The sequence below is a fragment of the Mycobacterium sp. 852002-40037_SCH5390672 genome, assembly GCF_001665875.1.
Taxonomy (GTDB): domain Bacteria; phylum Actinomycetota; class Actinomycetes; order Mycobacteriales; family Mycobacteriaceae; genus Mycobacterium.
Map to the genome: position 1 here is coordinate 181,245 of NZ_LZTA01000038.1, position 24,955 is coordinate 206,199.

Genomic DNA, 24,955 nt, shown 5'->3' on the forward strand with positions numbered 1-24,955 from the left:
TAACGTAGCACGAGTTATTCGCGATTAACTCGCGCTTGTCGCCCGGTGCGGTCTTCCCTGGACCGGCAACGGCGACGATGGTATTCTCACCTCTTGAGTTAATGAACATTAACTGGAAAAGCCTGATCGCATGACGGCAAGGAGGCTGCTGCGGCGATGGATAGCGTGGTGACCTCGCCCGCGAAGGCCGAGGCGTCGTTCTCCGCTGAGCACCGCCGGCTGGTGGGCCAGTTGAACGCCAAGCTGGCCGCGGCGGCGTTGGGCGGTAACGAACGCGCGCGGGAGCGCCACGTCAGCCGCGGCAAATTGTTGCCCCGCGAGCGGGTGGACCGCCTACTCGACCCGGGTAGCCCGTTTCTGGAGCTCTCGCCGCTGGCCGCGGACGGCATGTACGGCGACGAATCTCCCGGAGCCGGGATCATCACCGGCATCGGCCGCGTGTCGGAGCGCGAGTGCGTGATCGTCGCCAACGACGCGACGGTCAAGGGCGGCACCTACTATCCGATGACGGTTAAAAAGCATCTGCGCGCGCAGGAGGTGGCGCTGCAGAATCGGCTCCCGTGCATCTACCTGGTGGACTCCGGGGGTGCGTTCTTGCCGCGGCAGGACGAGGTCTTCCCCGACCGCGAGCATTTCGGCCGCATCTTCTACAACCAGGCGACCATGAGCGCCAAGGAAATTCCGCAAGTGGCCGCGGTGCTCGGTTCGTGCACGGCGGGGGGCGCCTACGTGCCCGCGATGAGCGATGAGGCCGTCATCGTGCGCGAGCAGGGCACGATCTTTTTGGGTGGTCCGCCCTTGGTCAAGGCGGCGACCGGGGAGATCGTGTCGGCCGAAGACCTCGGCGGCGGCGACCTGCATTCCCGGGTTTCCGGTGTCACCGACCACCTCGCCGAAGACGACGAACACGCCCTGCGGATCGTCCGCGCGATCGCGGCCACCTTCGGCCCGCGTGAACCCAGCCCGTGGGACGTGCGATCCCCGCTCCCGCCCACGTGCGCTCAGACGGAGCTTTACGACGTGGTGCCGCCCGACCCGCGGGTGCCCTACGACGTGCACGAGGTCATCGTGCGGTTGGTCGACGGCGGCGAATTCAGCGAATTCAAGGCCAATTACGGCAAGACGCTGGTGACCGCGTTCGCCCACATCCACGGCCACCCGGTGGGCGTGGTGGCCAACAACGGCGTGCTCTTCAGCGAATCCGCCTTGAAGGGTGCGCATTTCATCGAGCTGTGCGACAAACGCAAGATCCCGCTGCTGTTCTTGCAGAACATCGCCGGCTTCATGGTCGGTCGCGACTACGAGGCCGGCGGCATCGCCAAGCATGGCGCCAAGATGGTCACCGCCGTTGCCTGCGCCCGGGTGCCCAAGCTGACCGTCGTGATCGGTGGATCCTATGGGGCGGGCAACTATTCGATGTGCGGCCGGGCATACTCGCCGCGCTTCTTGTGGATGTGGCCCAACGCCCGCATCTCGGTGATGGGCGGCGAACAGGCCGCATCGGTGCTGGCCACCGTGCGCGGCGAGCAGCTCGCCGGTGCCGGCAAGTCGTGGTCGGCCGACGAAGAAGAGGCGTTCAAGGCACCCATCCGCGAACAGTACGAAAGTCAGGGCAACCCCTATTACTCCACGGCCCGGCTGTGGGACGACGGGATCATCGACCCCGCCGACACCAGAACCATTGTCGGGCTTGCCCTTTCGGTGTGCGCCCAAGCACCGCTGGAACCCGTCTCCTACGGCGTCTTTCGGATGTGAGTGCAGTGTTCGAGACCGTATTGGTGGCCAACCGCGGCGAGATCGCGGTACGGGTGATCCGGACCCTGCGCCGACTGGGCATCCGTTCGGTCGCCGTCTACAGCGATCCCGACGATGGCGCGCGGCATGTGCTCGAGGCCGACGAAGCGGTGCGGCTGGGCCCCGCCGCGGCACGCGACAGCTATCTGAACATCGACAAGGTCGTGTCAGCGGCAACGCGCACCGGAGCCCAGGCGATCCACCCGGGATACGGATTCCTGTCCGAGAACGCCGATTTCGCCGCCGCCTGCGAGCGGGCCGGGGTGGTGTTCCTGGGGCCACCGGTCCGGGCGATCCAGGTGATGGGCGACAAGATCACCGCCAAGAACGCGGTCGCCGCCTTCGACGTCCCGGTGGTGCCCGGTGTCGCCAAACCCGGGCTGAGCGACGACGAACTGGTCGCAGCCGCAGACGAGGTCGGCTACCCGGTGTTGATCAAGCCGTCGGCGGGTGGCGGCGGCAAGGGCATGCGCCTGGTGGAAGAACCGGCCAGGCTGCGCGAGGCGCTGGTGGGGGCGCGCCGCGAGGCCGCCTCGTCGTTCGGCGACGACACGCTCTTCCTGGAACGCTTCGTGTTGCGGCCAAGGCACATCGAGGTGCAAGTGCTCGCGGACACGCACGGCAACATCGTGCACCTCGGCGAGCGCGAGTGCAGCCTGCAACGCCGCCATCAGAAGGTCATCGAGGAGGCGCCTTCGCCGTTGCTTGATGACGTGACGCGGGCGCGCATCGGGACGGCGGCCTGCAATACCGCACGCAGCGTCGATTACGTCGGCGCGGGAACGGTCGAATTCATCGTCTCCGCGGCCCGGCCCGACGAGTTCTTCTTCATGGAGATGAACACCCGCCTGCAGGTTGAGCATCCGGTCACCGAGGCGGTCACGGGGTTGGACCTGGTGGAGTGGCAGCTGCGGGTAGCCGCCGGCGAGAAGCTGCTGTTCGCCCAGGATGACATCGAATTACGCGGGCACGCCATTGAAGCCCGGGTGTACGCCGAAGATCCGGCACGCGGATTCCTGCCCACCGGCGGACGGGTGCTGCAGGTCTGCGAGCCGTCCGGTGACGGTGTGCGGGTCGACTCGTCGCTGCTGGCGGGCACGCTGGTCGGCAGTGATTACGACCCGATGCTGAGCAAGGTGATCGGCTACGGCACCGATCGCGACGAGGCGCTGGCGAAACTCGACCGGGCATTGACCCGAACCGCAATCCTTGGCGTCCAGACCAATATCGAATTCCTCCGGTTCCTGCTCGCCGACGAGCGGGTGCGGGCCGGCGATCTGGACACCGCGCTGCTCGACGAGCGGCTGGCGGACTTCACTCCGCTGCCCGCTCCCGACGACGTGCTCGCAGTGGCCGGCCTCTACCGGCAATCGGCCCTGGCATTGGCGGCTCGCCGCTTCGCGGGCAACCCCTGGGCGGCGCCGACCGGGTGGCGGGTCGGCGGCGGCCCGGCGCCGGTTCGCACCGACATGCGCACCCCGCTGCGCAGCGAGACGGTGTCGGTGTGGGGGCCACCCGAGGCCGCCACGGTACAGGTCGGCAGGGGTGAAACCCATTCCGCCGCAGTTCATGTCGAGCCGACGCGGATGAGCGTGACAATAGACGGTGTGCGCCGGGAATACCGCTGGGCGGAAGCCGACCGGCACCTGTGGATCGCCGACGAGCGGGGAACCTGGCATCTGCGTGAGGCCGAGGAGAACAAGATCCACCGCGCCGCGGGCGCGCAGCGGGCCGAGATCGTGAGTCCGATGCCCGGCAGCGTGATCGCGGTTCAGGCATCCTCGGGCACCGACGTTTCCGAAGGCGACGTGGTGGTCGTCGTCGAGGCGATGAAGATGGAACATTCGCTTGCCGCAACGGTTTCCGGACAAGTGGAGGTGCTGGTTTCCGTCGGTGACCAGGTGACGGTGGACCAGGTGCTGGCCCGGCTGGTGCCCGAAGAGTCCAGCGCGGCAGCCGATTCGAGTAAGGACGCGTCATGACCACATCCATTACCGCGGGGACGTTACCCAAGGAATATCAGGATCTTCGCGACACGGTCGCCGAGTTCGCGCGCACCGTGGTCGCTCCGGTGTCGGCTAAACACGATGAGGAGCACAGCTTCCCGTACGAAGTCGTCGCCAAGATGGGGGAGATGGGCCTGTTCGGGTTGCCGTTCCCCGAGGAGTACGGCGGCATGGGCGGCGACTACTTCGCGCTGTCGCTTGCGCTCGAGGAACTCGGCAAAGTGGACCAGTCGGTGGCGATCACCCTGGAGGCCGGCGCCAGCCTCGGCGCGATGCCCATCTACCGGTTCGGTACCGAAGAGCAGAAGCAGAAGTGGCTGCCGGACTTGACGGCCGGCCGGGCGCTGGCCGGCTTCGGGCTCACCGAACCCGGGGCGGGCTCGGACGCCGGAGGCACCCGCACCACCGCCCGGCTCGACAACGGCGAATGGGTGATCAACGGCAGCAAGCAGTTCATCACCAACTCCGGGACCGATATCACCTCACTGGTCACCGTCACCGCCGTCACCGGAACCAACGCGAACGGCAAAAAAGAGATCTCGTCGATCATCGTGCCCAGCGGCACACCCGGATTCACGGTCGAACCGGTGTACAGCAAGGTCGGCTGGAACGCCTCGGACACCCACCCGTTGAGCTTCGACGATGCCCGTGTCCCGGAGGAGAACCTGTTGGGTGTCCGGGGCACCGGTTACGCGGGCTTCTTGTCGATCCTGGACGAGGGCCGCATCGCGATCGCCGCGCTGGCCACCGGGGCGGCGCAGGGCTGCGTCGACGAAAGCGTCAAGTACGCCAAGGAACGTCAGGCTTTCGGCCAACCGATCGGCGCCTACCAGGCGATCAGTTTCAAGGTCGCGCGCATGGAGGCGCGTGCCCATGTGGCCCGCACGGCCTACTACGATGCGGCTGCAAAGATGTTGGCGGGCAAGCCCTTCAAGAAGGAGGCGGCAATCGCGAAGATGATCGCATCGGAAGCCGCGATGGACAACGCCCGCGACGCCACGCAGATCCACGGCGGATACGGCTTCATGAACGAGTATCCGGTCGCGCGTCACTACCGCGACAGCAAGATCCTCGAAATCGGTGAGGGCACCACGGAGGTACAACTCATGCTCATTGCGCGATCGCTGGGGCTGTCGTGAGCGACCAAGGCGGCAAGTCGGTTGTCCAGCGAGGCTTGTGGTTTGAAGAGTTCGAGATCGGCACCACCTACCTGCATCGGCCCGGCCGCACGGTCACCGAGGCCGACAACGTCTTGTTCACCACGCTCACCATGAACACCCAGTCACTGCACCTTGACGCGGCCTGGGCCGCCGACCAGCCCGGCTTCCGGGGCGAGCGGCTGGTGAACTCCATGTTCACCCTCTCCACCCTGGTGGGCCTTTCGGTGTCGCAATTGACGCTCGGCACCATCGTGGCCAACCTCGGTTTCTCCGAGGTGTCCTTCCCCAAGCCAGTTTTCCACGGCGACACCCTGTACGCGGAAACCGTGTGCACGGCCAAGCGCGAATCGAAGAGCCGGCCCGGCGAGGGCATCGTCACCCTCGAGCACACGGGACGCAATCAACACGGCGACGTCGTTGCGCGCGCCGTGCGCACCACGCTTGTCCAAAAGCGCCCAAGCGACCAGGAGACCAAGTGAACCTGCAGGCCGCCGGTCCCGGATGGCTGTTCTGTCCGGCCGACCGTCCCGAGCGTTTCGCCAAGGCCGCCGCGGCCGCCGATGTGGTGATCCTCGACCTCGAGGACGGCGTGGCCGAAGCGGATAAACCCGCCGCGCGCAAGGCGTTGCAGGAGACGCCGCTGGATCCCGAACGCACCGTGGTGCGGATCAACGCGGCGGACACCGCCGAATACCCTCTCGATCTCGAATCCCTGGCCGCCACCGCGTACACCACGGTGATGCTGTCCAAGACGGAATCGGCCGCGCAGGTGACCGCGCTGGCGCCACGAGAGGTGATCGCGCTGCTGGAGACGCCGCGCGGCGCGGTGTTCGCCACCGAAATCGCGGCGACACAGGGCACCGTGGCGCTGATGTGGGGCGCCGAGGATCTGGTCGCCGCGCTCGGCGGTAGCTCCAGCCGCAACGCCGACGGCACCTACCGGGACGTCGCCCATCATGTGCGGTCGACGGCCCTGCTCACGGCGTCCACCTTCGGCCGGGTTGCGCTGGACGCGGTGCATCTGGACATCCGGGATCTCGACGGCCTACGGGCCGAGGCCGAAGACGCCGTCGCGTTGGGCTTCGCCGCAACGGTGTGTATCCACCCGAGCCAGATCCCGGTGGTGCGCGAGGCGTATCGCCCCAGCGAGGAGAGATTGGACTGGGCACGCCGCGTGCTGACGGCGGCGCGCTCCGAGCGCGGAGTCTTCGCGTTCGAGGGACAGATGGTCGACTCGCCGGTGCTCAAGCACGCGCACATGACGTTGCGCAGGGCGGGTGAGACCGTCCCCGACTGACGGCTCCCCCCAACCGTCCGTACCGGGCCCGCGCGCGCCGAAGCGCGACACGTTGCGCCGTCGTGGCAATCAACGCGGTCTCTTCTCGTTTGAGCGCATAATGGTGAGTACGTCAGTGTCGCGGCGAGCGAAGCCTTTCGTGGAGCTGGCGATCGACTTCCGCTCGCGGTAGGTCCCGGCTGACCGTGTGCCGGGACCCGCGTGGAGCACAGGGCCACGCGGCACCCGGCGAGGGAGGCGGTGTGGCGCAATTGTCTTCGATGCCGATGACTGTCGATCTCGAACCGGTGCAACTCGTCGCGCCCGATGGCTCACCGACGTCCGAACACCGCTACAGCCGTGAGCTTCCCACCGAGACGCTGAGCTGGCTCTACGAGATGATGGTGGTCACCCGCGAGCTGGACGGCGAATTCGTCAACCTCAAACGCCAGGGCGAGCTGGGGTTGTTCGCGTCCTGCCGCGGTCAGGAAGCCGCTCAGGTGGGTGCCGTGGCGTGCCTGCGCAAGACGGACTGGTTGTTCCCCCAATATCGGGAACTCGGCGCGTTTTTGGTGCGCGGCATCCCGCCCGGACATGTGGGGGCCGCGTGGCGCGGAACCTGGCATGGCGGCCTGGACTTCACCAAGAAATGCTGCGCCCCGCTGTCGATTCCGATCGGCACCCAAACCCTGCACGCCGTGGGCGCCGCGATGGCTGCCCAACGCCTTGGCGAGGATTCGGTGACGGTGGCCTTCCTCGGCGACGGTGCCACCAGCGTGGGAGACGTGCACGAGGCGCTGAACTTCGCGGCCGTGTTCGCCACGCCCTGCGTGTTCTTCGTGCAGAACAACCAGTGGGCCATCTCGATGCCGATATCCAAGCAGACGGCCGCACCGTCGCTGGCGCACAAAGCGATTGGCTACGGAATGCCCGGTATCCGGGTGGACGGCAATGACGTCCTGGCCTGTTATGCGGTGACGGCCGAGGCCGCCGCCCGGGCCCGCGCCGGCGGCGGCCCGACGTTGATCGAGGCGGTCACCTACCGCTTGGCCCCGCACACCACATCCGATGATCCGAGTCGATACCGGACGCAAGAGGAAGTCGACCACTGGGCGGCGCTGGACCCCATCGCGCGGTACCGCGGCTATCTGCAAGGCCAGGGTCTGTGGTCGCAACGGTTGGAGGAACGCGTCGCCGGCCGCGCGAAGCGGATGCGGACCGAATTGCGAGACGCCGTGTTTGACGCTCCCGATTTCGACATCGACGAGGTGTTCACCTCGGTGTACGCCGAAATCACACCCGGATTACAGGCGCAGCGACAACAGCTGCGGGCCGAACTCGACCGAAGTGATTGAGGGGCGCCATGACTCAGCTCGCTGATCGGCCGGCCGGACACGACGAAACGCTCACCGCGGCGGTAGAAAACGTCGCACTTGGCGCGCAGTCGTTGACCATGGTGCAGGCGCTCAACCGCGCCCTGCACGACGCGATGGCCGCCGACGATCGGGTGCTCGTGTTCGGTGAGGACGTGTCGGTCGAAGGAGGGGTGTTTCGGGTAACCGAGGGACTGGCGGCGGCGTTCGGCGAGAACCGCTGCTTCGACACGCCACTCGCGGAGTCCGCCATCATCGGGATCGCGGTGGGGCTGGCGCTGCGCGGCTTCGTGCCGGTACCTGAAATTCAGTTCGACGGGTTTTCGTACCCGGCTTTCGATCAGGTGGTCAGCCACCTGGCGAAGTACCGCACTCGCACCCGCGGTCAAATCAACATGCCGGTGACCGTGCGCATTCCCTCCTTCGGGGGAATCGGTGCGGCCGAACATCACTCGGATTCCACCGAGTCTTACTGGGCGCACACCGCCGGCCTGAAGGTGGTGGTGCCGTCCAGCCCCGCTGACGCGTATTGGCTGCTGCGTCACGCGATCACCTGCCCGGACCCGGTCATGTACCTGGAGCCCAAGCGCCGCTACCAGGGTCGCGGGCTGGTCGACGTCACCCGACCGGAACCACCGATCGGGCGGGCGATGGTTCGCCGGCCGGGCACCGACGTGACCGTCGTGACCTACGGCAGCCTGGTCAGCACGGCGGTCGGTACCGCCGAAGATGCGCAGCGGCAACGTGGTTGGAGCCTGGAGGTCATCGATCTGCGGTCCCTGGTGCCGTTGGACTTCGATACCGTCGCCGCCTCGATCCACCGGACCGGACGCTGCGTGGTGATGCACGAGGGGCCGCGCAGCCTGGGGTATGGAGCCGGTTTGGCCGCCCGAATTCAAGAGGAGTTGTTCTACGAGCTGGAAGCTCCGGTGTTGCGCGCGTGCGGGTTTGACACCCCCTACCCGCCGGCACGGTTGGAGAAGTGGTGGTTGCCCGGCCCCGACCGCCTACTGGATTGCGTCGAGCGCGTGTTGGAACAGCCATGAGCGACGAGCGAATCAAGTCGTTCCGGGTACCCGACCTCGGCGAGGGACTGGAAGAAGTCACGGTGACACAGTGGCACGTGGCGCTGGGTGACGACGTCGAGCTCAACCAGGTGCTGTGCACGGTGGAGACGGCCAAGGCCGAAGTGGAGATCCCCAGCCCGTACGCCGGGCGGATCGTCGAAAGGAACGGCGCCGAAGGCGATGTGCTCAACGTGGGGACGGTGCTGCTGCAGTTCGACACGGCGCCGCTCAACGGCGAACTTCCGGCTGCCGAAACGGCGGTGCCCACGCTGGTCGGCTATGGCGCCGACTCCGGCATCGACACCAGCCGGCGCACCACCCGTCCGCTGGCCGCCCCTCCGGTGCGCAAGCTGGCCAAAGAGCTGTCGGTTGACCTGGGGTCAGTACCCCACGACGCCGGCGCCATCATCACCCGGGCGGATGTGCTGTCGGCGGCTCGCGGGAACGGAGACGGCGCCGATGTCCGACCGGTCCTGGGTGTGCAATCCCGGATGGCGGAGAAGATGACGTTGTCGCACAAGGAGATTCCGGCGGCGAAGGTCGGTGTCGAGGTTGACTGCAGCGAGCTGCTGCGGCTCTCCGACCGGTTGCGTGCGCAGGACGAGACAATAACGCCCTTCGTGCTCATGTTGCGATTGCTGGTCATTGCATTGCGGCGCAACGAGATCCTTAACTCGACGTGGGTCGACTCGCCGCAAGGACCACAGGTGCGCGTCGACCATCGTGTGCACCTGGGCATCGCCACGGCCACCGAACGCGGATTGCTCGTCCCGGTAATCGCCGACGCCCACAGGAAGACGACCCGCGAATTAGCAAGCAGGGCAGCTGAATTGATCGCCGGTGCGCGCGGGGGTGGCCTGGGGCCGGGCGAGCTACGGGGCTCGACCTTCACCGTGACGAACTTCGGGGCGCTGGGCGCGGACGACGGTGTGCCGATTATCAACCATCCCGAAGCCGCCATCCTAGGCATCGGAGCGATCAAGCCGCGGCCCGTCGTCCGGGGTGCAGATATCGTGGTGCGCCCGACGATGTCGTTGACCTGTGTGTTCGACCATCGCATCGCCGACGGTGCGCAAGCGGCCCAATTCGTTTGCGAGCTGAAGGATTTGATCGAGTCGCCGGAAACCGCGTTGTTGGATTTGTAAGTCTCGGGAAGCAAGGCCAGTTTGCTGCGACGACGCCGCATGCGTACGGAAATACCTACCTGCGTTGCGCTGCGGCCAATCGCTGTGCGAATTCCGGTGATTGGATGGAATAGGACTGCGGTCCGAGCTCGGCGCGCATGGCGAGCTGGTGTTGCTCGTTGTCCAGGGCCCCTGGGCTGACGGTGGCACGCATGGTGGCCTTGGTCGCCAGCACCACTTCCCGCGGGGCCGCCGCCGGACCGGCGGCCAACTCCAGCGCCGCAGCGACCGGATCGTCGGCGACGCTCAGCGCCAAACCGTGCCGCACGGCAGCGTCGGCGTCGAAGCGCATGCCGAACAGCAGGGCCGCCCGGGCGACCTGCGGGCCAACCGCCCGCTGCAACATCCACGTCGCACCCCCGCCGGGGTGGAGGCCCAGTTTCTGGAATCGCGCATCGAACACGGCGGCGGGTCCGGCGATGCGCACGTCGGCCGCCAGGGCCAGGTTCAGACCCGCGCCCACGGCCGCGCCGTTGACCGCGGCAATGGTGGGCAGCCGGCAACTGCCGACGGCCATGAAGCCGTCGTAAAGCTGCTGCAGGCCCGTCTCGGCCGCTCCGCCGCCCGCGGCGCCCAGGGCACTGAGATCGGCGCCCGCGCAGAACGCCTTGCCGGCCCCGGTGACCACCACTGCATGGACCTCGGGGTCGGCTTCAGCTCGCTGGACGGCCTCGCGCAGGAGACCCGACGATTCGGCGGTGATCGCGTTGCGCCGATCGGGATCGTTGACGGTGATGATCGCGACGCGGTTGGTGACGGTGAACAGGATGAGTTCGGACTGGGCCATGGGCACCTCCGCTTCGGATAAGGCTCTGGATCCGCCAGGGCACGCCGGTTCATCGGCGGCAGCGTCACGGGCGAGGTAAGACTACTTCGCGCCCCCGGGGCGGGGTCGGCCGGTGTGAGCGTGATTAGCGGAAACCCGCAGGAAAAGGAGGCCATCCAACACTCGCGACCCTTCATATTGGCTGACCCCGCTGGCCGGACGCCATTGGCCGTGGGGGCAAGTGCCTTTGGCTCTGTTGTGCAAACGGCAGAATCTTTGCGGGGTGCGCTGTGGATATCGGAATCTACAAGTAATGCTGTATTTATCAAAACGTTATCTGCCGCATTTAGCCTCTCCGGCCAAACCCTCGAGTCCACCTGGCAAAACGGATGGTGGGAAACCCAGCTCACCGCTGGGCCCCGGGCCCGGTTGAGCCGTTCGAATTTGCGGGATCCGCTACAGCTCGGGTTTCGCTAACTTCTTCGCCAGCTCATCGAGTTCGGCTTGGCGCTCACGCACCGCACACCCGCCTCGCTCCGTGAACGCGCCCTGCAGAATGGCCCTCGGCAGCGCGTCGCTACGCAACTTGGTGTTCGCATAATGGATTGCGGCATCGATCATTTCGATGTAATGCTCCGCCTCGTGCTCTGCGCACGAGCCCTCGATGCGCTGGACTTCGTCCCAGCAAGGATAGGAAGAGTACCGGGCATCAAGTTGTTGCTGGGATACTTGCGATCCGAAGTAACAACGCCAGTCGCGACTCAACCAACCCCTTGTCTTGACTTCAACCTTGATTCGATTGCCAACGCCAGCTATGAACCTCGGCTCCCCGACGCGCACCACCGGCTGCCAGTCATTCCACGCCATATATCGCCAACCCCTCGAAGAGAAGACGCTGTAAGTAATGATCTCCCCGTAAGCGCCTTCTGCTCGTTTTGACACGCTGTTCCCAAAACGATTAAACCGCAAACTTTTGGCAGTGACTTCGACTTTTGCATGTTCGTCAAAAAGTATGGAAACGGCCCGAACGCATTACCGACGGTTCCGCGTATGGTCTTTGCGGCCTTTGACGGCGAGCGTCAAATATGGCCGTGAGCTGCGTTACTGCAACGCGGGCCGGCGCCTCGGCGAGCTGGTTGCGGGTGGCACCGGCGGGATGCTCGCCCTGATTTCGCGATTGTCAATTCGCCGCTGCGGCACCGTCTGGTAATCGTGATGCGATTTTCGAATCCGCCAGCAGATGCGCTATCGGATTCGCGAAGGTCGTGGTGGTCAAGCCTGGCGGGCCTCGCGCAACCAAGGATCCGTCGAGGATCCGCCAAGCCCCGGTCCCCAAGCTCATGTCAGCTCGAAAGAGCATCCCACCGGCATCGACGCTAGGAGCACCTCATGCGGACTAAGGGCTACCGCGCTACGCGGTTCAGGACTCCGGCGTACAGGGCGTATGCGCGGACGAGCGATCAACGCCTTGGATACCTGCGGCTGATGCTGGTCTCCGTCGCGACGGCCGGGCTTATCGGCCTCGGTGTCGGTGTTGCCAGCCTCCATCAGCCGTTGGCCGGTCGGCATTGTTCCGTTCCGAATGTGACTACGCATGACGCAACCGGTCTCACCTTGTCGTGCAACCCGGCGTCGACAGGAAACCGTGAGGCCGTGTGGCAGTATGTGCCGGCCTTGTAACACCTCGATACATCAAGTGGCGCAGCGGGTTTGGGTTGAAAGAACCGAGTCGCCGGCCTCAGAGATGGCCGGCCACGAAAGCGGCGGCCTGACCGGGCATCCCGGACTTCTCATAGGACAGGTCGGCTGCCGAGAACATCTCGTCGTGCGACGGCAGCGCCAGGGGCCCGCCCGAAGTGCACACCGGGTCGCCGGGTGCACACAGGTCAACGGCCTTCGCCCCATACCACGGGCTGACCACGCTTACCGGCGCCCCTAGATACCGATCCGATGGGTTCCCGAAGAGGGCCAGCGCGGCAACGTGGTCCGCCTCGTCCGCCGTAAGCGTCTGAGGAATCAGGCCCGCGATCGGTGCTTGGGCGATGGTGATCAGATCGATCACCATCGCGCCCTGGGAATATCCGCCGAGCACCAGTTTGGTGTTGGGGCAGCTCGTGACCATGGATTGAACGTGAGCGTGCGCGTCGCCGGCGCCGGCCGATGCGGAGGGGGCGAAATCGTCGCCGGCGGGATAGTTGACCGCGTAGACCCCGAGGGATCGGCCCCCAACTTGGGAGCGCAGCGAATCGATGAATGCCTGTCCGACCCCGCCGACGCCGGGCGGCTCGGCGGTGCCGCGGGCGAACGTCACCTCGACGTCGGGGCAGGGTGCGGCGGACGCGGAGACCGGTGGGCACAACAGCGTCGCCCAGGTTGTCACCGTCATGACAGCCAGCAAACGCGCTAATCGGCGTGCGTTCACGCCCCAATGCTAGTTGACAATCTGTCGAATAAGGCCGCACTCGGGCTACGCGGGCGACTGATCAGGTCGGGCGGTGCCCCCGGCACGACTCGAACGTGCGACCTAGGGATTAGAAGGCCCTTGCTCTATCCACCTGAGCTACGGAGGCAATGTGCAGGTCAGTGTATCCAACGGCACCCGCCGATCCGATTCCCCGCCGCCACGCGCGTGAAAACCGTTCCCGCGCCGCATTTATCGGTTATCGTTGGGACCCTCGACACACGTACAACATCGGCTGGCAATCGGCCGTTAACCGCAACGAGGCGTGTGCATAACGTCGAGGGGTGACGTTGCAATGAGCGTGGCCAGTAGTTTGACGTCGCCCCGTTCGTGGGCGGGCGCCCAGGCGGCACGCCTGGCCGGCGAAGCGCGGGACGTCTACCAGGTCGGCAATCTGTTGCTGCGCGGCGGGCCGTTCGCGCTGGGCTGCTTCGCCGGGTGGCTTTTCACGGAGTTTCCCCCACAGGTGGTGACCGGGCACGCGCTCTCGCGTGTTTCGCATCCGTCCGTCGGTCGAGTCGGCAAGACGTTGGCCGCTCAGCGGGCGGATCAAACGCTCACCACCGCGCTGGAGGAATCCTTCGGGCCCCAGTTTCGCGAGCAGGTATGTCATCCCGCCGCCGTGGGCGCCCTGTGCGCCCCGCGCGGCAGACGGTTGAGCAGGCCCGGGCCGCACCGCCGGTACGCGGCGCAGACCTCCGACATCTCTTACGGTCCCATCCCACGCGACAACCTGCTCGACATCTGGCGGCGCGATGACCTGGCGCCCGGCTGCCGGGCACCGGTGCTGATCCAGGTGCCGGGCGGGGCGTGGGCGTTGAATGGCAGGCGTCCGCAGGCCTACACCCTGATGAGCCGGATGGTCGAACTGGGCTGGATCTGCGTCTCGATCGACTACAGCAAGAGCCCACGCGCGACGTTCCCCGCGCACCTCATCGACGTCAAGAGGGCGATCGCGTGGGTGCGCGAGAACATCGCCGACTATGGGGGTGATCCCGACTTCGTCGCGATCACCGGCGGGTCGGCGGGCGGGCACCTGGCCTCCCTGGCGGCACTCACCCCGAACGACCCCGCCTTCCAACCCGGCTTCGAGGACGCCGACACAGGCGTGCAAGCGGTCGCGCCCTATTACGGCGTCTACGACTTCACCGACTTCGAGAACATGCACTCGCTGATGGTGCCGTTCCTCGAGCAGTTTGTGATGAAGGCCCGCTACGCCGACGAGCCCGAGCGCTTCGCGGCGGCGTCTCCAGTTTCTTATGCGCACAGCGACGCGCCGCCCTTCTTCGTGCTACACGGTGAGAAGGACGAGTTGGTGCCCAGCGGCCAGGCTCGTGGCTTCTGCGCGGCGTTGCGTGCGGCCGGCGCGGCCACGGTGGCCTACGCCGAACTCGCCAATGCCCACCACGCGTTCGACATCACCCCAACGGTTCGCTCGCGGCTGGCCGCCGATGCGGTCGCCGATTTCCTCGGCGTCGTCTACGGGCGGCGCGTCAGCTCCCTCCCGGATTCGCTGCCCCTGTCGGCCACTTCGGCCAGCTGAGCCCGCGCCCCCGGTACTCGCGGCTCCTTTCACCAGCGCGGTAACCCAGCTAGCGTTGGGTAGACCATGGGGGTCGGTGGGTCCAAGGCAGGAGGCTTGAGCGACGGTGACAAGGTTGGTACGTCGAGCTGATGACCATGACTGAGGCCGTCGAGGCGATCAAGTTGTCCGACGAGCTGGGGCCGGTCGACTACCTACTGCACAGGGGAGAGGCAAATCCCCGCACCCGGTCGGGGATCATGGCGCTGGAGCTCCTGGACACCACGCCGGACTGGGAACAGTTCCGAAACCGTTTCGAAAGCGCCTCCCGGCGGGTGCTGCGGCTGCGGCAAAAGGTCGTCGTGCCGACCTTGCCCACGGCGGCGCCGCGCTGGGTGGTCGATCCCGATTTCAATCTGGATTTCCACGTGCGCCGCACGCGGGTGTCCGAACCCGGCACTCTGCGTGAAGTATTCGACCTCGCCGAGCTCATCCTGCAGTCGCCGATGGACATCTCGCGGCCGCTGTGGACCGCCACCCTGGTCGAGGGTCTGGCCGATGGAAAGGCCGCGACGCTGCTGCATGTCAGTCACGCCGTCACCGACGGTGTCGGCGGGGTTCAGATGTTCGCCGAGATCTATGACCTCGAACGCAATCCACCGCCCAAGCCGACGCTGCCGCTGCCCGTCCCGCAGGACCTTTCGTCCAATGATCTGATGCGCCAGGGCATTAACCACCTGCCCTTCGCCGTTGTCGGCGGCGTCGTGAGCGCACTGTCCGGCGCGGTATCGGCGGCCGGGCGGCCGGTGTTGGAACCGACGGCCACCGTTTCGGGCATCGTCGGGTACGCCATGTCGGGCATGCGGGTGCTCAACCGGGCCGCCGAGCCGTCGCCGCTGCTGCGTCGCCGCAGCCTGGCAACGCGCAGCGAGGCGATCGATATTCCGCTGGCCGACTTGTACAAAGCGGCGAAAGCCGGTGGCGGGTCGATCAACGACGCTTACCTCGCCGGGCTGTGTGGCGCCTTGCGCCGTTACCACGAGGCGTTCGGAGTGCCGATCAGCACGCTGCCGATGGCGGTGCCGGTCAACCTGCGGGCCGAAGCGGATACGGCCGGCGGCAACCGCTTCACCGGCGTCAACCTGGCGGCGCCGATCGGCACCGCCGACCCCGTTTCCCGGATGAAAAAGATTCGCGCGCAGATGACGCAGCGCCGCGACGAGCCCGCGATGAACATCATCGGTTCTTTTGCCCCGGTGCTCAGCGTCTTGCCGACCGCGGTGCTGGAAGGGATCACCGGCTCGGTGATCGGTTCCGACGTGCAGGCCAGCAATGTCCCGGTCTTCCCCGGGGACACCTACATTGCCGGCGCAAAAGTCTTGCGGCAGTACGGTATCGGCCCACTGCCCGGTGTGGCGATGATGGTGGTGCTGATTTCGCGCGGCGGGTGGTGCACCATCACCGTGCGCTACGACAGGGCCTCGGTGCGAAACGAGGCGTTGTTCGCTCAGTGCCTGCTGGAAGGTTTCGACGAGATCCTGGCACTGGCCGGTGACCCACCACCGCAGGCGGTGCCCGCCTCGTTCACCGAGCCGGCCGTGTCGTCTCGATCGGTGGCGGGCTCATGAGCGCCTCGAAACAACAGGGCGACAACGGCGAAACCCCCGGAGCGGACATGCGCCTGCCCGGTTCGGTGGCCGAGATCATGGCCAGCCCCACCGGGCCGAAGATCGGCGCGTTTTTCGACCTGGACGGGACATTGGTCGCCGGGTTCACCGCGGTCATCCTGACTCAGGAGCGTTTGCTGCGCCGCGACATGGGCGTGGGGGAACTGCTCGGCATGGTGCAGGCCGGCCTGAGCCACACCCTGGGTCGTATCGAGTTCGAGGACCTCATCGGTAAGGCCGCCGCGGCGCTGACCGGGCGACTGCTCGACGACCTGGAAGAGATCGGCGAGCGGCTGTTCGTCCAGCGGATCGAGTCACGGATCTACCCGGAGATGCGTGAACTGGTGCGTGCTCACATGGCCCGCGGCCACACTGTGGTGCTCAGCTCGTCGGCGCTGACCATCCAGGTCAACCCGGTCGCGCGTTTCCTCGGCATTCCCAACATGCTCACCAACAAGTTCGAGACCACCGAGGACGGCATGCTGACGGGTAGCGTCGAGAAGCCGATCCTGTGGGGCCCGGGCAAAGCCGCTGCGGTACAACGCTTTGCCGCCGAGCACGACATCGATCTCAAGGACAGCTACTTCTACGCCGACGGTGACGAGGACGTCGCCCTGATGTACCTGGTGGGTAATCCGCGGCCGACCAATCCCGAAGGCAAGATGGCCGCGGTGGCCAAGCGCCGCGGTTGGCCGATCCTGAGATTCAGCAGTCGTGGTCCCGTGGGTTTGCGCCGGCAGGTGCGCACCCTCGCCGGACTCGGCTCGATTGTCCCCGTCGGGGCCGGCGCAGTGGCAATGGGCGTGTTGACCGGTAGCCGGCGGCGGGGCGCCAATTTCTTTACCTCCATTTTTTCCCAAACGGTGCTGGCGACCACGGGAGTACACCTCAACGTCGTCGGGAAAGAGAATCTGACCGCGCAACGTCCGGCCGTCTTTATCTACAACCACCGCAATCAGGTTGACCCGGTCATCGCCGGTGCGCTGGTGAACGACAACTGGGTCGCCGTGGCCAAGAAGGAACTGCAAAAGAATCCGATCATGGCCCTGCTGGGCAAAGCGTTGGACGGTGTGTTCATCGATCGAGACGATTCGGCCTCAGCGCTGGAGACGATGCGCACGGTCGAAGAGAGAGCCAAGAACGGACTTTCCATCGTGATGGCGCCGGAAGGCACCCGGCTCGACACCACTGAGGTCGGTCCATTCAAGAAAGGGCCATTTCGTCTCGCGATGGCCGCGGGCATCCCGATCGTCCCGATCGTGATCCGCAACGCCGAGCTCGTTGCCGCCCGGAACTCGACCGTCATCAACCCGGGCACCGTCGACGTCGCTGTCTTTCCGCCGATCTCGGTGCAGGACTGGACACTTGACACCCTGCCGGAGCGCATCGCCGAGGTGCGCCAGCTCTATCTGGACACGCTTGTCAACTGGCCCGTCGACGAACTGCCCGACCTGTACGCCGAGAAGAAGGCGGCGGACAAGGCGCGGAACCGCAGCGCCACAGCACCCGCCAAGAAGGCGGCGGCGAAGAAAGCACCCGCGAAGAACGCCCCAGCGAAGAAGACGCCGGCGAAGAACGCACCCGCGAAGAAGACGCCGGCCAAGAAGGTGCCGGCCAAGAAGGCGCCGGCGAAGAAGGCGCCGGCGAAGAAGACGCCGGCCAAGAAGGCCGCGTCGAAAGCCAAGGCACCCAAGGCAAATCCGCACGAATCCGCGGCCGCCCTCAAAGACGGTGAGGCACCACGACCCGCCACCACAGCGGCGCCCGTCAACGCCGAGCCACCGGAATCGGCGCCCCGAGGGCATCCGTGACCGAACCGGCCGCAGATACCAGCGCGATCCTTGCCGGGACAGACTCGCTGGTATTGGCGTCGATGACCTCGCCCGTCGAGATGGAACTGGTGACGGCGTGGATGGATCAACAGCGCGCCGGCCATCCGGGGGCGGACTTCGACATGGTGGAACTGCCGGCGCTCGACGCGCCGCCGGAAGTGATGTGGGCTCTGGCCGAGCAGCTCGAATCCCGGAAAGACCGCTGCATCGTACCGGTGCGCGTGTTCTGGCTGCCGCCGCCCGATCGCGGCCGAGTCGCCAAGCTGGCCGGGCTGCTCCCCGGCCGGGATCCCTACCATCCCAACCATCGTCAGCAAGCTCAGATCGTGCGAACCGCGCCGCAACGGGCCCGGGTGGTAGCCGGTGAAGCTGCCACCGTCTCCGAGCTGCGCCGGCAGTGGCGCGACACCACCGTCGGAGAAGACAAGAACGACTTCGCCCAATTCGTGATCCGCCGCGCCATCTTGGCGATGGAACGCGTCGAGTACCGAATCCTCGGACCGCAGTACAAGTCACCACGACTGCTGAAGCCGGAGATCCTGGCCTCCAACCGGTTTCGCGCGGGTCTGACCAAAATTCCCGGCGCAACCGTCGACGAAGCCGGAAAGATGCTCGACGAACTCGCGACCGGGTGGAGCCGGGCATCGGTTGACCTGGTCTCGGTTCTCGGAAGGATGATCAGCCGCGGGTTCGATCCCGAAATCGACTACGACGGGTATCAGGTCGCGGCGATGCGGGTGGGCCTCGAGGCTCATCCGGCGGTGCTGTTGTTCTCGCACCGGTCCTACATCGATGGCGCGGTGGTACCGGTCGCCATGCAGGAGAACCGGTTACCGCCGGTGCACGTGTTCGCCGGCATCAACTTGTCCTTCGGTGCGATGGGGCCGCTGTTACGGCGTTCCGGTGTCATCTTCATTCGCCGCAACACCGGCAACGATCAGCTTTACAAGTATGTGCTGCGCGAATACGTGGGCTACATCGTCGAAAAGCGGTTCAACCTGAGCTGGTCCATCGAGGGTACCCGCTCGCGCACCGGAAAGATGCTGCCACCCAAGCTCGGCCTGCTGGCCTACGTTGCCGACGCCTACCTGGATGGCCGCAGCGAAGATATTCTGCTGCAACCGGTCTCGATCAGCTTCGACCAGCTGCACGAGACCGCGGAATACGCCGCCTACGCCCGCGGCGGTGAGAAGACACCCGAGGGCGTCGGCTGGTTGTACAACTTCATCCGGGCGCAGGGTGAACGCAACTACGGCAAGATCTACGTCCGTTTCCCCGAAGCCGTGTCGATGCGCCAGTACCTGGGGGCACCGCAGGGCGCGCTGGCGCAGGATTCGGACGCCAAACGACTTGCATTGCAGAAGATGTCGTTCGAAGTCGCCTGGCGGATCCTGCAGGCGACACCGGTGACGGCGACGGGTCTGGTGTGCGCCTTGCTGCTGACCACACGCGGCGCGGCATTGACGCTCGGCCAGCTGCACCACACCCTGCAGGATTCGCTGGATTACCTTGAACGCAAACACAATCCGATGTCCACCAGCGCGTTGCGGCTGCGCACACACGACGGGGTGCGCGCGGCGGTCGACGCGCTGTCCAACGGACACCCCATCACCCGGGTCGACGGCGGCCGGGAACCGGTGTGGCGCATCGCGCCCGAAGAACAGCACGCCGCGGCCTTCTACCGCAACTCGGTGATCCACGCCTTCCTGGAGACTTCGATCGTCGAGCTCGCGCTGGCACACGCCCGCCACACCGACGGCGACCGCATGGCGGCCTTCTGGACCCAGGCGATGCGGCTGCGCGACCTGCTGAAGTTCGACTTCTATTTCGCCGACTCGGCGACGTTCCGGGACAACATCGCCGAAGAGATGGCGTGGCACAACAATTGGGAAGCGCACGTCACCGCCGGAGGCGACGAGATCGACGCGCTGTTGTTCGCCAAGCGTCCGCTGATGGCGGACGCGATGTTGCGCGTGTTCTTCGAGGCCTATGAGATCGTCGCCGACGTGCTGCGCGATGCGCCGGCCGACATCGGCCAGAAGGAATTGACGGACTTGGCGTTGGGCGTTGGGCGGCAGTATGTCGCGCAGACCCGAATCCGCAGCAGCGAATCGGTGTCGACGTTGTTGTTCGCCACCGCGCGCCAGGTTGTCGACGATCAGGACCTGATCGCACCAGCCCCGGACCTGGCCGAAAGGCGAGGTGCGTTCCTGCACGAGCTGCGCGACATCCTGCAAGACCTCAACTGCGTCGGACGGATCGCGCGCGATCAGTTCGTGGTCCGCGAGTTCAAGGCGCGTCAGGACCGTCTGGACAGCCAGACTCTGTAGCCGGCGGGCCCGCCCATACCCTGGATGTATGACCGTCGCCCCGCCGGCTGACAAGGCCCCGACCGAGGCGTCTGCCCAGCGACGCGCGCTGCTGTGGCCGGTGCTGGCCGGGGTGGCCGTGCTGGCGGGCTGCACGGCCGCCGGCATCGGGACGCTGTCGCTGGCCAGCGCGCTGACCGTGACGGGCCTCCCCGATCCGGGTCCGGTGACCACCCTGGGGCTGCCGTTCGTCCGGGCAGCGGGCGAGATCGCCGCGGTGCTCGCGGTCGGGTCGTTTCTGTTCGCCGCTTTTCTGGTGCCGCCGCAACGCAGCGGTGTCCTCGACGCCGACGGCTACCGGGCGCTTCGGCTGGGGACGGTGGCATCGGGGGTGTGGGCGGTGTGCGCCGCCCTGCTGGTCCCGCTGACCATCTCCGACGTGTCCGGCCATCCCATCGTCGACGTCAGCCCAATGCGGATGTGGTCGTTGGCGGGCCTGATCACCAACGCCTCGGCGTGGCGCTGGACCGCGATCCTGGCCGCGGCGATCACGCTCGCCAGCCTGTCGGTGCTGCGTTGGTCGTGGACGCCGGTGCTGGTCGCCGCGTCGGTGATGACGCTCATTCCGCTGGGTCTGACCGGTCACTCGTCGGCCGGCGGCTCGCACGACCTGGCCACCAACGGCCTGCTGATCCACCTGGTCGCCGCCAGCCTGTGGGCCGGTGGCCTGCTCGCGCTGCTTGCCCACGCCCTGCGGGGCGGCGGTCACCTCGGGCTGGCCGCCCGGCGTTTTTCGATGATTGCGCTGTGGTGCTGGGTCGCGATGGCGGTGAGCGGACTGGTCAACGCCGCGGTGCGCGTGCAGCCACCCGACCTGCTCAGCACCGACTATGGTCGGCTGGTCATCGCCAAGTTCGTCGCACTGTGCCTGCTGGGCGGGCTCGGCTGGCGCCAGCGACGCGTGAGTGTCGCTGCGCTGCAAGCAGATCCGAGTGGAGTGCGCGCGCGTGGCGCGCTGGTGCGGCTGACGCTGATAGAGGCCGCCGTTTTCGGCCTCACTTTCGGCGTCGCCGTCGGGCTGGGCCGCACGCCGCCGCCACCACCGCCGGCGCGGTTGCCGTCGATTCCCGAAGCGGAGATCGGTTACGACTTCGACGGGCCGCCGACGGTGACGCGCATCCTGTTCGACTGGCGCTTCGATCTGATCTTCGGTTCCGCGGCCCTTGTCTTCGCCGCACTGTATGTGGCGGCGTTGGTGCGGCTGCGCCGCCGCGGCGACAAGTGGCCGCCCGGCCGAACCTTTTCCTGGCTGCTCGGCTGCCTGGTGTTGCTGTTCGCGACGTCGTCGGGTGTCGGTCGTTACATGCCGGCGATGTTCAGCATGCACATGGTGGTTCACATGTGCCTGTCGATGCTGATCCCGATCCTGCTGGTGCTGGGTGGCCCGGTCACCCTGGCGTTGCGGGCGCTGCCCGCGGCCGGCCGTGACGATCCGCCGGGCATGCGGGAATGGCTGTTGGCCGCGCTGCACAGCCGATTCTCCCGGTTCCTCACCAACCCGGTGGTGGCCACCGTGCTGTTCGTCGCCGGGTTCTACGGGCTGTATCTGTCGAACCTCTTCGACACCACCGCGAGCAGCCACGCCGGGCATCTGGCGATGAACGTGCACTTTCTGCTGAGCGGCTACCTGTTCTATTGGGTGGTGATCGGGGTGGACCCGACGCCGCGACCGATCCCGCCGCTGGCCAAGGTGGCCGTGGTGTTCGCATCGTTGCCGCTGCACGCCTTCTTCGGGGTGGTGTTGATGGGCACCAAGAAGGTGCTCGCCGCGGACTACTACCGCTCGCTGGGCCTGAGCTGGCACACCGACCTGCTGGGCGATCAGCGACTGGGCGGCGGCATCGCCTGGGCGGCGGGAGAATTCCCGCTGGTGATCGTGATGCTCGCGCTGCTCATCCAGTGGGCGCGCAGTGATCGTCGCACCGCCAAGCGGTTGGACCGGGCCGCCGACCGCGACGACGACGCCGAGCTGATGGCCTACAACGCGATGCTGGCGCAGCTGGCGCAGGGCGAGACGCCCAGGCGGTCCGGCCATGCCCCCCGTAATCCCGACTGATTCACAGTCCCGCTTTCTTCCACAGCGACGGGCGGCCCGTCCGATTTTCACCACTGTTCCCCACGGTGTTCGTCGGTGGCGCCGCGCTTACTGGCGGCCATAGCCAGAGAATGCAATCGAGAAGGGATCAGCCCATGTTCGAAACCCCGCTTACCGTCGTCGGTCACATCGTCAACGACCCGGCGCGCCGCAAGGTCGGCGATCAGGAGGTCATCAAGTTCCGGGTGGCCAGCAACTCGCGCCGCCGCACCGGTGACGGCGGCTGGGAGCACGGGCACTCGCTGTTCGTCACGGTCAATTGCTGGGGAAAGCTGGTGACCGGCGTCGGTGCCGCCTTGGGCAAGGGCGCACCGGTGATCGTGGTGGGCCACGTGTACACCAGCGAATACGAGGACCGCGACGGCAACCGCCGGTCGTCGGTGGAGATGCGGGCGACGGCGGTCGGACCTGACCTGTCCCGCGTCATCGTGCGCATCGAGAAGCCCGGCTACACCGGCCCCAATGCCGCGCAGGAAAGCGCCCCGGGAACTCCCGTCGGCGCCGTCGACGTTGGTAGCGAGGACCCACTGGCCGCTGATGATCCGGCCGACGCAGCTGAGGCCTCCGACGAGGCCCCGCTTTCCGTTCCGGCCTGAGCCTGCGCTCGGGCGCGGGGCCGCGGCTGCCGGGCGATGCCTAGGATGGTCCGCGAGATCGCTCTGCAACCAGAAAGGCATGACCGCGGCATGGCTGAGTTCATCTACACGATGAAAAAGGTCCGCAAGGCGCACGGCGACAAGGTGATCCTGGACGACGTCACGTTGAGCTTCTATCCAGGCGCCAAGATCGGAGTCGTTGGGCCCAACGGCGCCGGCAAGTCGAGCGTCTTGCGGATCATGGCGGGACTGGACAAGCCGAACAACGGCGATGCCTTCTTGGCCAACGACGCGACCGTCGGCATCCTGCTGCAGGAGCCGCCGCTGAACGAGGAGAAGACCGTTCGCGGCAACGTCGAAGAAGGCCTGGGCGAGATCAAGGTCAAGCTCGACCGCTTCAACGAGGTCGCCGAGTTGATGGCCACCGACTACTCCGACGAGCTGATGGAGGAGATGGGCCGGCTGCAGGAGCAGCTCGACCATGCCGACGCGTGGGACCTCGATTCGCAGCTGGAACAGGCCATGGACGCACTGCGCTGCCCGCCGCCCGACGAGCCGGTGACCAACCTCTCCGGCGGTGAGCGCCGCCGCGTCGCGCTGTGCAAGCTGCTGCTGTCCAAGCCCGACCTGCTGCTGCTCGACGAGCCGACCAACCACCTGGACGCCGAAAGCGTGCAGTGGCTCGAGCAGCACCTCGCGTCCTATGCGGGCGCGATCCTGGCGGTCACCCACGACCGGTACTTCCTGGACAACGTCGCCGAATGGATCCTGGAACTGGACCGCGGCCGCGCCTACCCGTACGAGGGCAACTACTCGACCTACCTGGAGAAAAAGGCCGAGCGGTTGGCGGTGCAGGGCCGCAAGGACGCCAAGCTGCAGAAGCGGTTGACCGAGGAGCTGGCCTGGGTCCGGTCCGGGGCCAAGGCGCGGCAGGCCAAGAGCAAGGCACGCCTGCAGCGCTACGAGGAGATGGCCACCGAGGCGGAGAAGACGCGCAAGCTCGACTTCGAGGAGATCCAGATCCCGGTCGGCCCGCGGCTGGGCAACGTGGTGGTCGAGGTCGACCACCTGGACAAGGGCTACGACGGCCGCACCCTGATCAAGGACCTGTCCTTCACTCTGCCGCGCAACGGCATCGTCGGCGTCATCGGTCCCAACGGGGTCGGTAAGACCACGCTGTTCAAAACCATCGTTGGTCTCGAGCAGCCGGACAGCGGCACGGTCAAGGTCGGCGAGACCGTCAAGCTGAGCTACGTCGACCAGACCCGCGCCGGAATCGATCCCAAAAAGAACGTGTGGGAAGTCGTCTCCGACGGACTGGATCACATCGTCGTCGGCCAGACCGAGGTGCCGTCGCGGGCCTACGTGTCGGCGTTCGGGTTCAAGGGACCTGATCAGCAGAAGCCGGCCGGCGTGCTCTCCGGTGGCGAGCGCAACAGGCTCAACCTCGCGCTGACGCTCAAGCAGGGCGGAAACCTCATCCTGCTCGACGAGCCCACCAACGACCTGGACGTCGAAACCCTGAGTTCGCTGGAGAACGCCCTCGAGCAATTCCCCGGCTGCGCGGTGGTGATCTCGCACGACCGGTGGTTCCTGGACCGCACCTGCACCCACATCCTGGCCTGGGAGGGTGACGACGATAACGAGGCCAAGTGGTTCTGGTTCGAGGGCAACTTCGGTGCATACGAAGAGAACAAAATCGAACGGCTCGGTGCCGATGCGGCACGGCCGCACAGAGTGACCCACCGCAAGCTAACGCGCGACTAGTGTCGGCTCTGCCCCGCATC

Annotated in this window: 18 protein-coding genes and 1 tRNA gene; 15 read left to right on the top strand and 4 right to left on the bottom strand. The window is 66.5% G+C overall.

Annotated elements, in window-relative coordinates:
* Positions 1–168 precede the first annotated feature (168 nt).
* The 8 genes from A5782_RS06255 (at position 169) to A5782_RS06290 (ending at position 9,821) form a co-directional block, all read left to right on the top strand.
* Positions 169–1,755, top strand: coding sequence for a carboxyl transferase domain-containing protein (locus A5782_RS06255; RefSeq protein ID WP_156623826.1), 1,587 nt, complete (start codon positions 169–171; stop codon positions 1,753–1,755).
* Between the two features lie 5 nt (positions 1,756–1,760).
* On the top strand, positions 1,761–3,776 hold the full coding sequence (locus A5782_RS06260; RefSeq protein WP_067096598.1) for an acetyl/propionyl/methylcrotonyl-CoA carboxylase subunit alpha: 2,016 nt from the start codon (positions 1,761–1,763) through the stop codon (positions 3,774–3,776).
* Positions 3,773–4,939 (top strand): acyl-CoA dehydrogenase family protein, encoded by a 1,167-nt coding sequence (locus A5782_RS06265; protein WP_067096599.1) that lies wholly within the window; start codon positions 3,773–3,775, stop codon positions 4,937–4,939. Before A5782_RS06260 ends, A5782_RS06265 begins: the two co-directional genes overlap by 4 nt.
* A complete protein-coding gene (locus A5782_RS06270) occupies positions 4,921–5,439 on the top strand; it encodes a MaoC/PaaZ C-terminal domain-containing protein (protein WP_156623821.1) in 519 nt (172 codons plus the stop codon). Before A5782_RS06265 ends, A5782_RS06270 begins: the two co-directional genes overlap by 19 nt.
* On the top strand, positions 5,436–6,257 hold the full coding sequence (locus A5782_RS06275; RefSeq protein WP_067096603.1) for a CoA ester lyase: 822 nt from the start codon (positions 5,436–5,438) through the stop codon (positions 6,255–6,257). Before A5782_RS06270 ends, A5782_RS06275 begins: the two co-directional genes overlap by 4 nt.
* Before the next feature lie 260 nt (positions 6,258–6,517).
* Complete coding sequence (gene pdhA, locus A5782_RS06280; protein ID WP_197694136.1) at positions 6,518–7,591, top strand: pyruvate dehydrogenase (acetyl-transferring) E1 component subunit alpha; 1,074 nt, start codon at positions 6,518–6,520, stop codon at positions 7,589–7,591.
* A gap of 8 nt (positions 7,592–7,599) precedes the next feature.
* The gene (gene bkdB / locus A5782_RS06285; protein WP_067096606.1) at positions 7,600–8,655 is read left to right on the top strand and encodes a 3-methyl-2-oxobutanoate dehydrogenase subunit beta; all 1,056 of its coding nucleotides are present in this window, start codon (positions 7,600–7,602) and stop codon (positions 8,653–8,655) included.
* On the top strand, positions 8,652–9,821 hold the full coding sequence (locus A5782_RS06290) for a dihydrolipoamide acetyltransferase family protein (RefSeq protein WP_067096609.1): 1,170 nt from the start codon (positions 8,652–8,654) through the stop codon (positions 9,819–9,821). The genes bkdB and A5782_RS06290 overlap by 4 nt, the downstream gene beginning before the upstream one ends.
* A 55-nt stretch (positions 9,822–9,876) precedes the next feature.
* Here the strand turns inward: A5782_RS06290 and A5782_RS06295 are convergent, their stop codons facing one another.
* From A5782_RS06295 to A5782_RS06315, 4 genes are all read right to left on the bottom strand, one after another.
* A complete protein-coding gene (locus A5782_RS06295) occupies positions 9,877–10,647 on the bottom strand; it encodes an enoyl-CoA hydratase (protein WP_067096611.1) in 771 nt (256 codons plus the stop codon).
* A 435-nt stretch (positions 10,648–11,082) separates the two neighbouring features.
* Positions 11,083–11,493 carry a hypothetical protein gene (locus A5782_RS06300; RefSeq protein ID WP_067096614.1) on the bottom strand — a complete coding sequence of 137 codons (411 nt, stop codon included), beginning with the start codon at positions 11,491–11,493 and terminating at the stop codon, positions 11,083–11,085.
* An 871-nt stretch (positions 11,494–12,364) separates the two neighbouring features.
* Positions 12,365–13,012: a cutinase family protein gene (locus A5782_RS06310; RefSeq protein ID WP_067096620.1), complete on the bottom strand. Its 648-nt coding sequence runs from the start codon at positions 13,010–13,012 to the stop codon at positions 12,365–12,367.
* A 110-nt stretch (positions 13,013–13,122) separates the two neighbouring features.
* Positions 13,123–13,196: transfer RNA gene (locus tag A5782_RS06315), tRNA-Arg, on the bottom strand.
* 186 nt (positions 13,197–13,382) lie between these two features.
* Here A5782_RS06315 and A5782_RS06320 point away from each other — a divergent pair.
* From A5782_RS06320 to ettA, 7 genes are all read left to right on the top strand, one after another.
* On the top strand, positions 13,383–14,630 hold the full coding sequence (locus tag A5782_RS06320) for an alpha/beta hydrolase (protein WP_067096622.1): 1,248 nt from the start codon (positions 13,383–13,385) through the stop codon (positions 14,628–14,630).
* Positions 14,631–14,761: 131 nt separating this feature from the next.
* Entirely contained in the window at positions 14,762–16,237 is a 1,476-nt protein-coding gene (locus A5782_RS06325) for a wax ester/triacylglycerol synthase family O-acyltransferase (protein ID WP_067096625.1), read from the top strand.
* Positions 16,234–18,087 (top strand): HAD-IB family hydrolase/lysophospholipid acyltransferase family protein, encoded by a 1,854-nt coding sequence (locus tag A5782_RS06330; RefSeq protein ID WP_067096628.1) that lies wholly within the window; start codon positions 16,234–16,236, stop codon positions 18,085–18,087. Before A5782_RS06325 ends, A5782_RS06330 begins: the two co-directional genes overlap by 4 nt.
* On the top strand, positions 18,084–20,438 hold the full coding sequence (locus A5782_RS06335) for a glycerol-3-phosphate 1-O-acyltransferase (protein ID WP_067096631.1): 2,355 nt from the start codon (positions 18,084–18,086) through the stop codon (positions 20,436–20,438). Before A5782_RS06330 ends, A5782_RS06335 begins: the two co-directional genes overlap by 4 nt.
* Positions 20,439–20,466: 28 nt before the next feature.
* Complete coding sequence (locus A5782_RS06340; protein ID WP_067096634.1) at positions 20,467–22,533, top strand: cytochrome c oxidase assembly protein; 2,067 nt, start codon at positions 20,467–20,469, stop codon at positions 22,531–22,533.
* A gap of 134 nt (positions 22,534–22,667) precedes the next feature.
* Positions 22,668–23,168, top strand: coding sequence for a single-stranded DNA-binding protein (locus A5782_RS06345; protein ID WP_067096637.1), 501 nt, complete (start codon positions 22,668–22,670; stop codon positions 23,166–23,168).
* Positions 23,169–23,258: 90 nt separating this feature from the next.
* On the top strand, positions 23,259–24,935 hold the full coding sequence (ettA, locus tag A5782_RS06350; RefSeq protein ID WP_067096640.1) for an energy-dependent translational throttle protein EttA: 1,677 nt from the start codon (positions 23,259–23,261) through the stop codon (positions 24,933–24,935).
* The last annotated feature ends 20 nt before the right edge of the window (positions 24,936–24,955 follow it).

Coding starts and splice junctions, on each gene's coding strand:
- A5782_RS06265 (WP_067096599.1), top strand. CDS start 3,773: ATGACCACATCCATTACCGCGGGGACGTTACCCAAGGAATATCAGGAT.
- pdhA (WP_197694136.1), top strand. CDS start 6,518: ATGCCGATGACTGTCGATCTCGAACCGGTGCAACTCGTCGCGCCCGAT.
- bkdB (WP_067096606.1), top strand. CDS start 7,600: ATGACTCAGCTCGCTGATCGGCCGGCCGGACACGACGAAACGCTCACC.
- A5782_RS06290 (WP_067096609.1), top strand. CDS start 8,652: ATGAGCGACGAGCGAATCAAGTCGTTCCGGGTACCCGACCTCGGCGAG.
- A5782_RS06295 (WP_067096611.1), bottom strand. CDS start 10,647: ATGGCCCAGTCCGAACTCATCCTGTTCACCGTCACCAACCGCGTCGCG.
- A5782_RS06300 (WP_067096614.1), bottom strand. CDS start 11,493: ATGGCGTGGAATGACTGGCAGCCGGTGGTGCGCGTCGGGGAGCCGAGG.
- A5782_RS06310 (WP_067096620.1), bottom strand. CDS start 13,012: ATGACGGTGACAACCTGGGCGACGCTGTTGTGCCCACCGGTCTCCGCG.
- A5782_RS06320 (WP_067096622.1), top strand. CDS start 13,383: ATGAGCGTGGCCAGTAGTTTGACGTCGCCCCGTTCGTGGGCGGGCGCC.
- A5782_RS06325 (WP_067096625.1), top strand. CDS start 14,762: ATGACCATGACTGAGGCCGTCGAGGCGATCAAGTTGTCCGACGAGCTG.
- A5782_RS06330 (WP_067096628.1), top strand. CDS start 16,234: ATGAGCGCCTCGAAACAACAGGGCGACAACGGCGAAACCCCCGGAGCG.
- A5782_RS06340 (WP_067096634.1), top strand. CDS start 20,467: ATGACCGTCGCCCCGCCGGCTGACAAGGCCCCGACCGAGGCGTCTGCC.
- A5782_RS06345 (WP_067096637.1), top strand. CDS start 22,668: ATGTTCGAAACCCCGCTTACCGTCGTCGGTCACATCGTCAACGACCCG.
- ettA (WP_067096640.1), top strand. CDS start 23,259: ATGGCTGAGTTCATCTACACGATGAAAAAGGTCCGCAAGGCGCACGGC.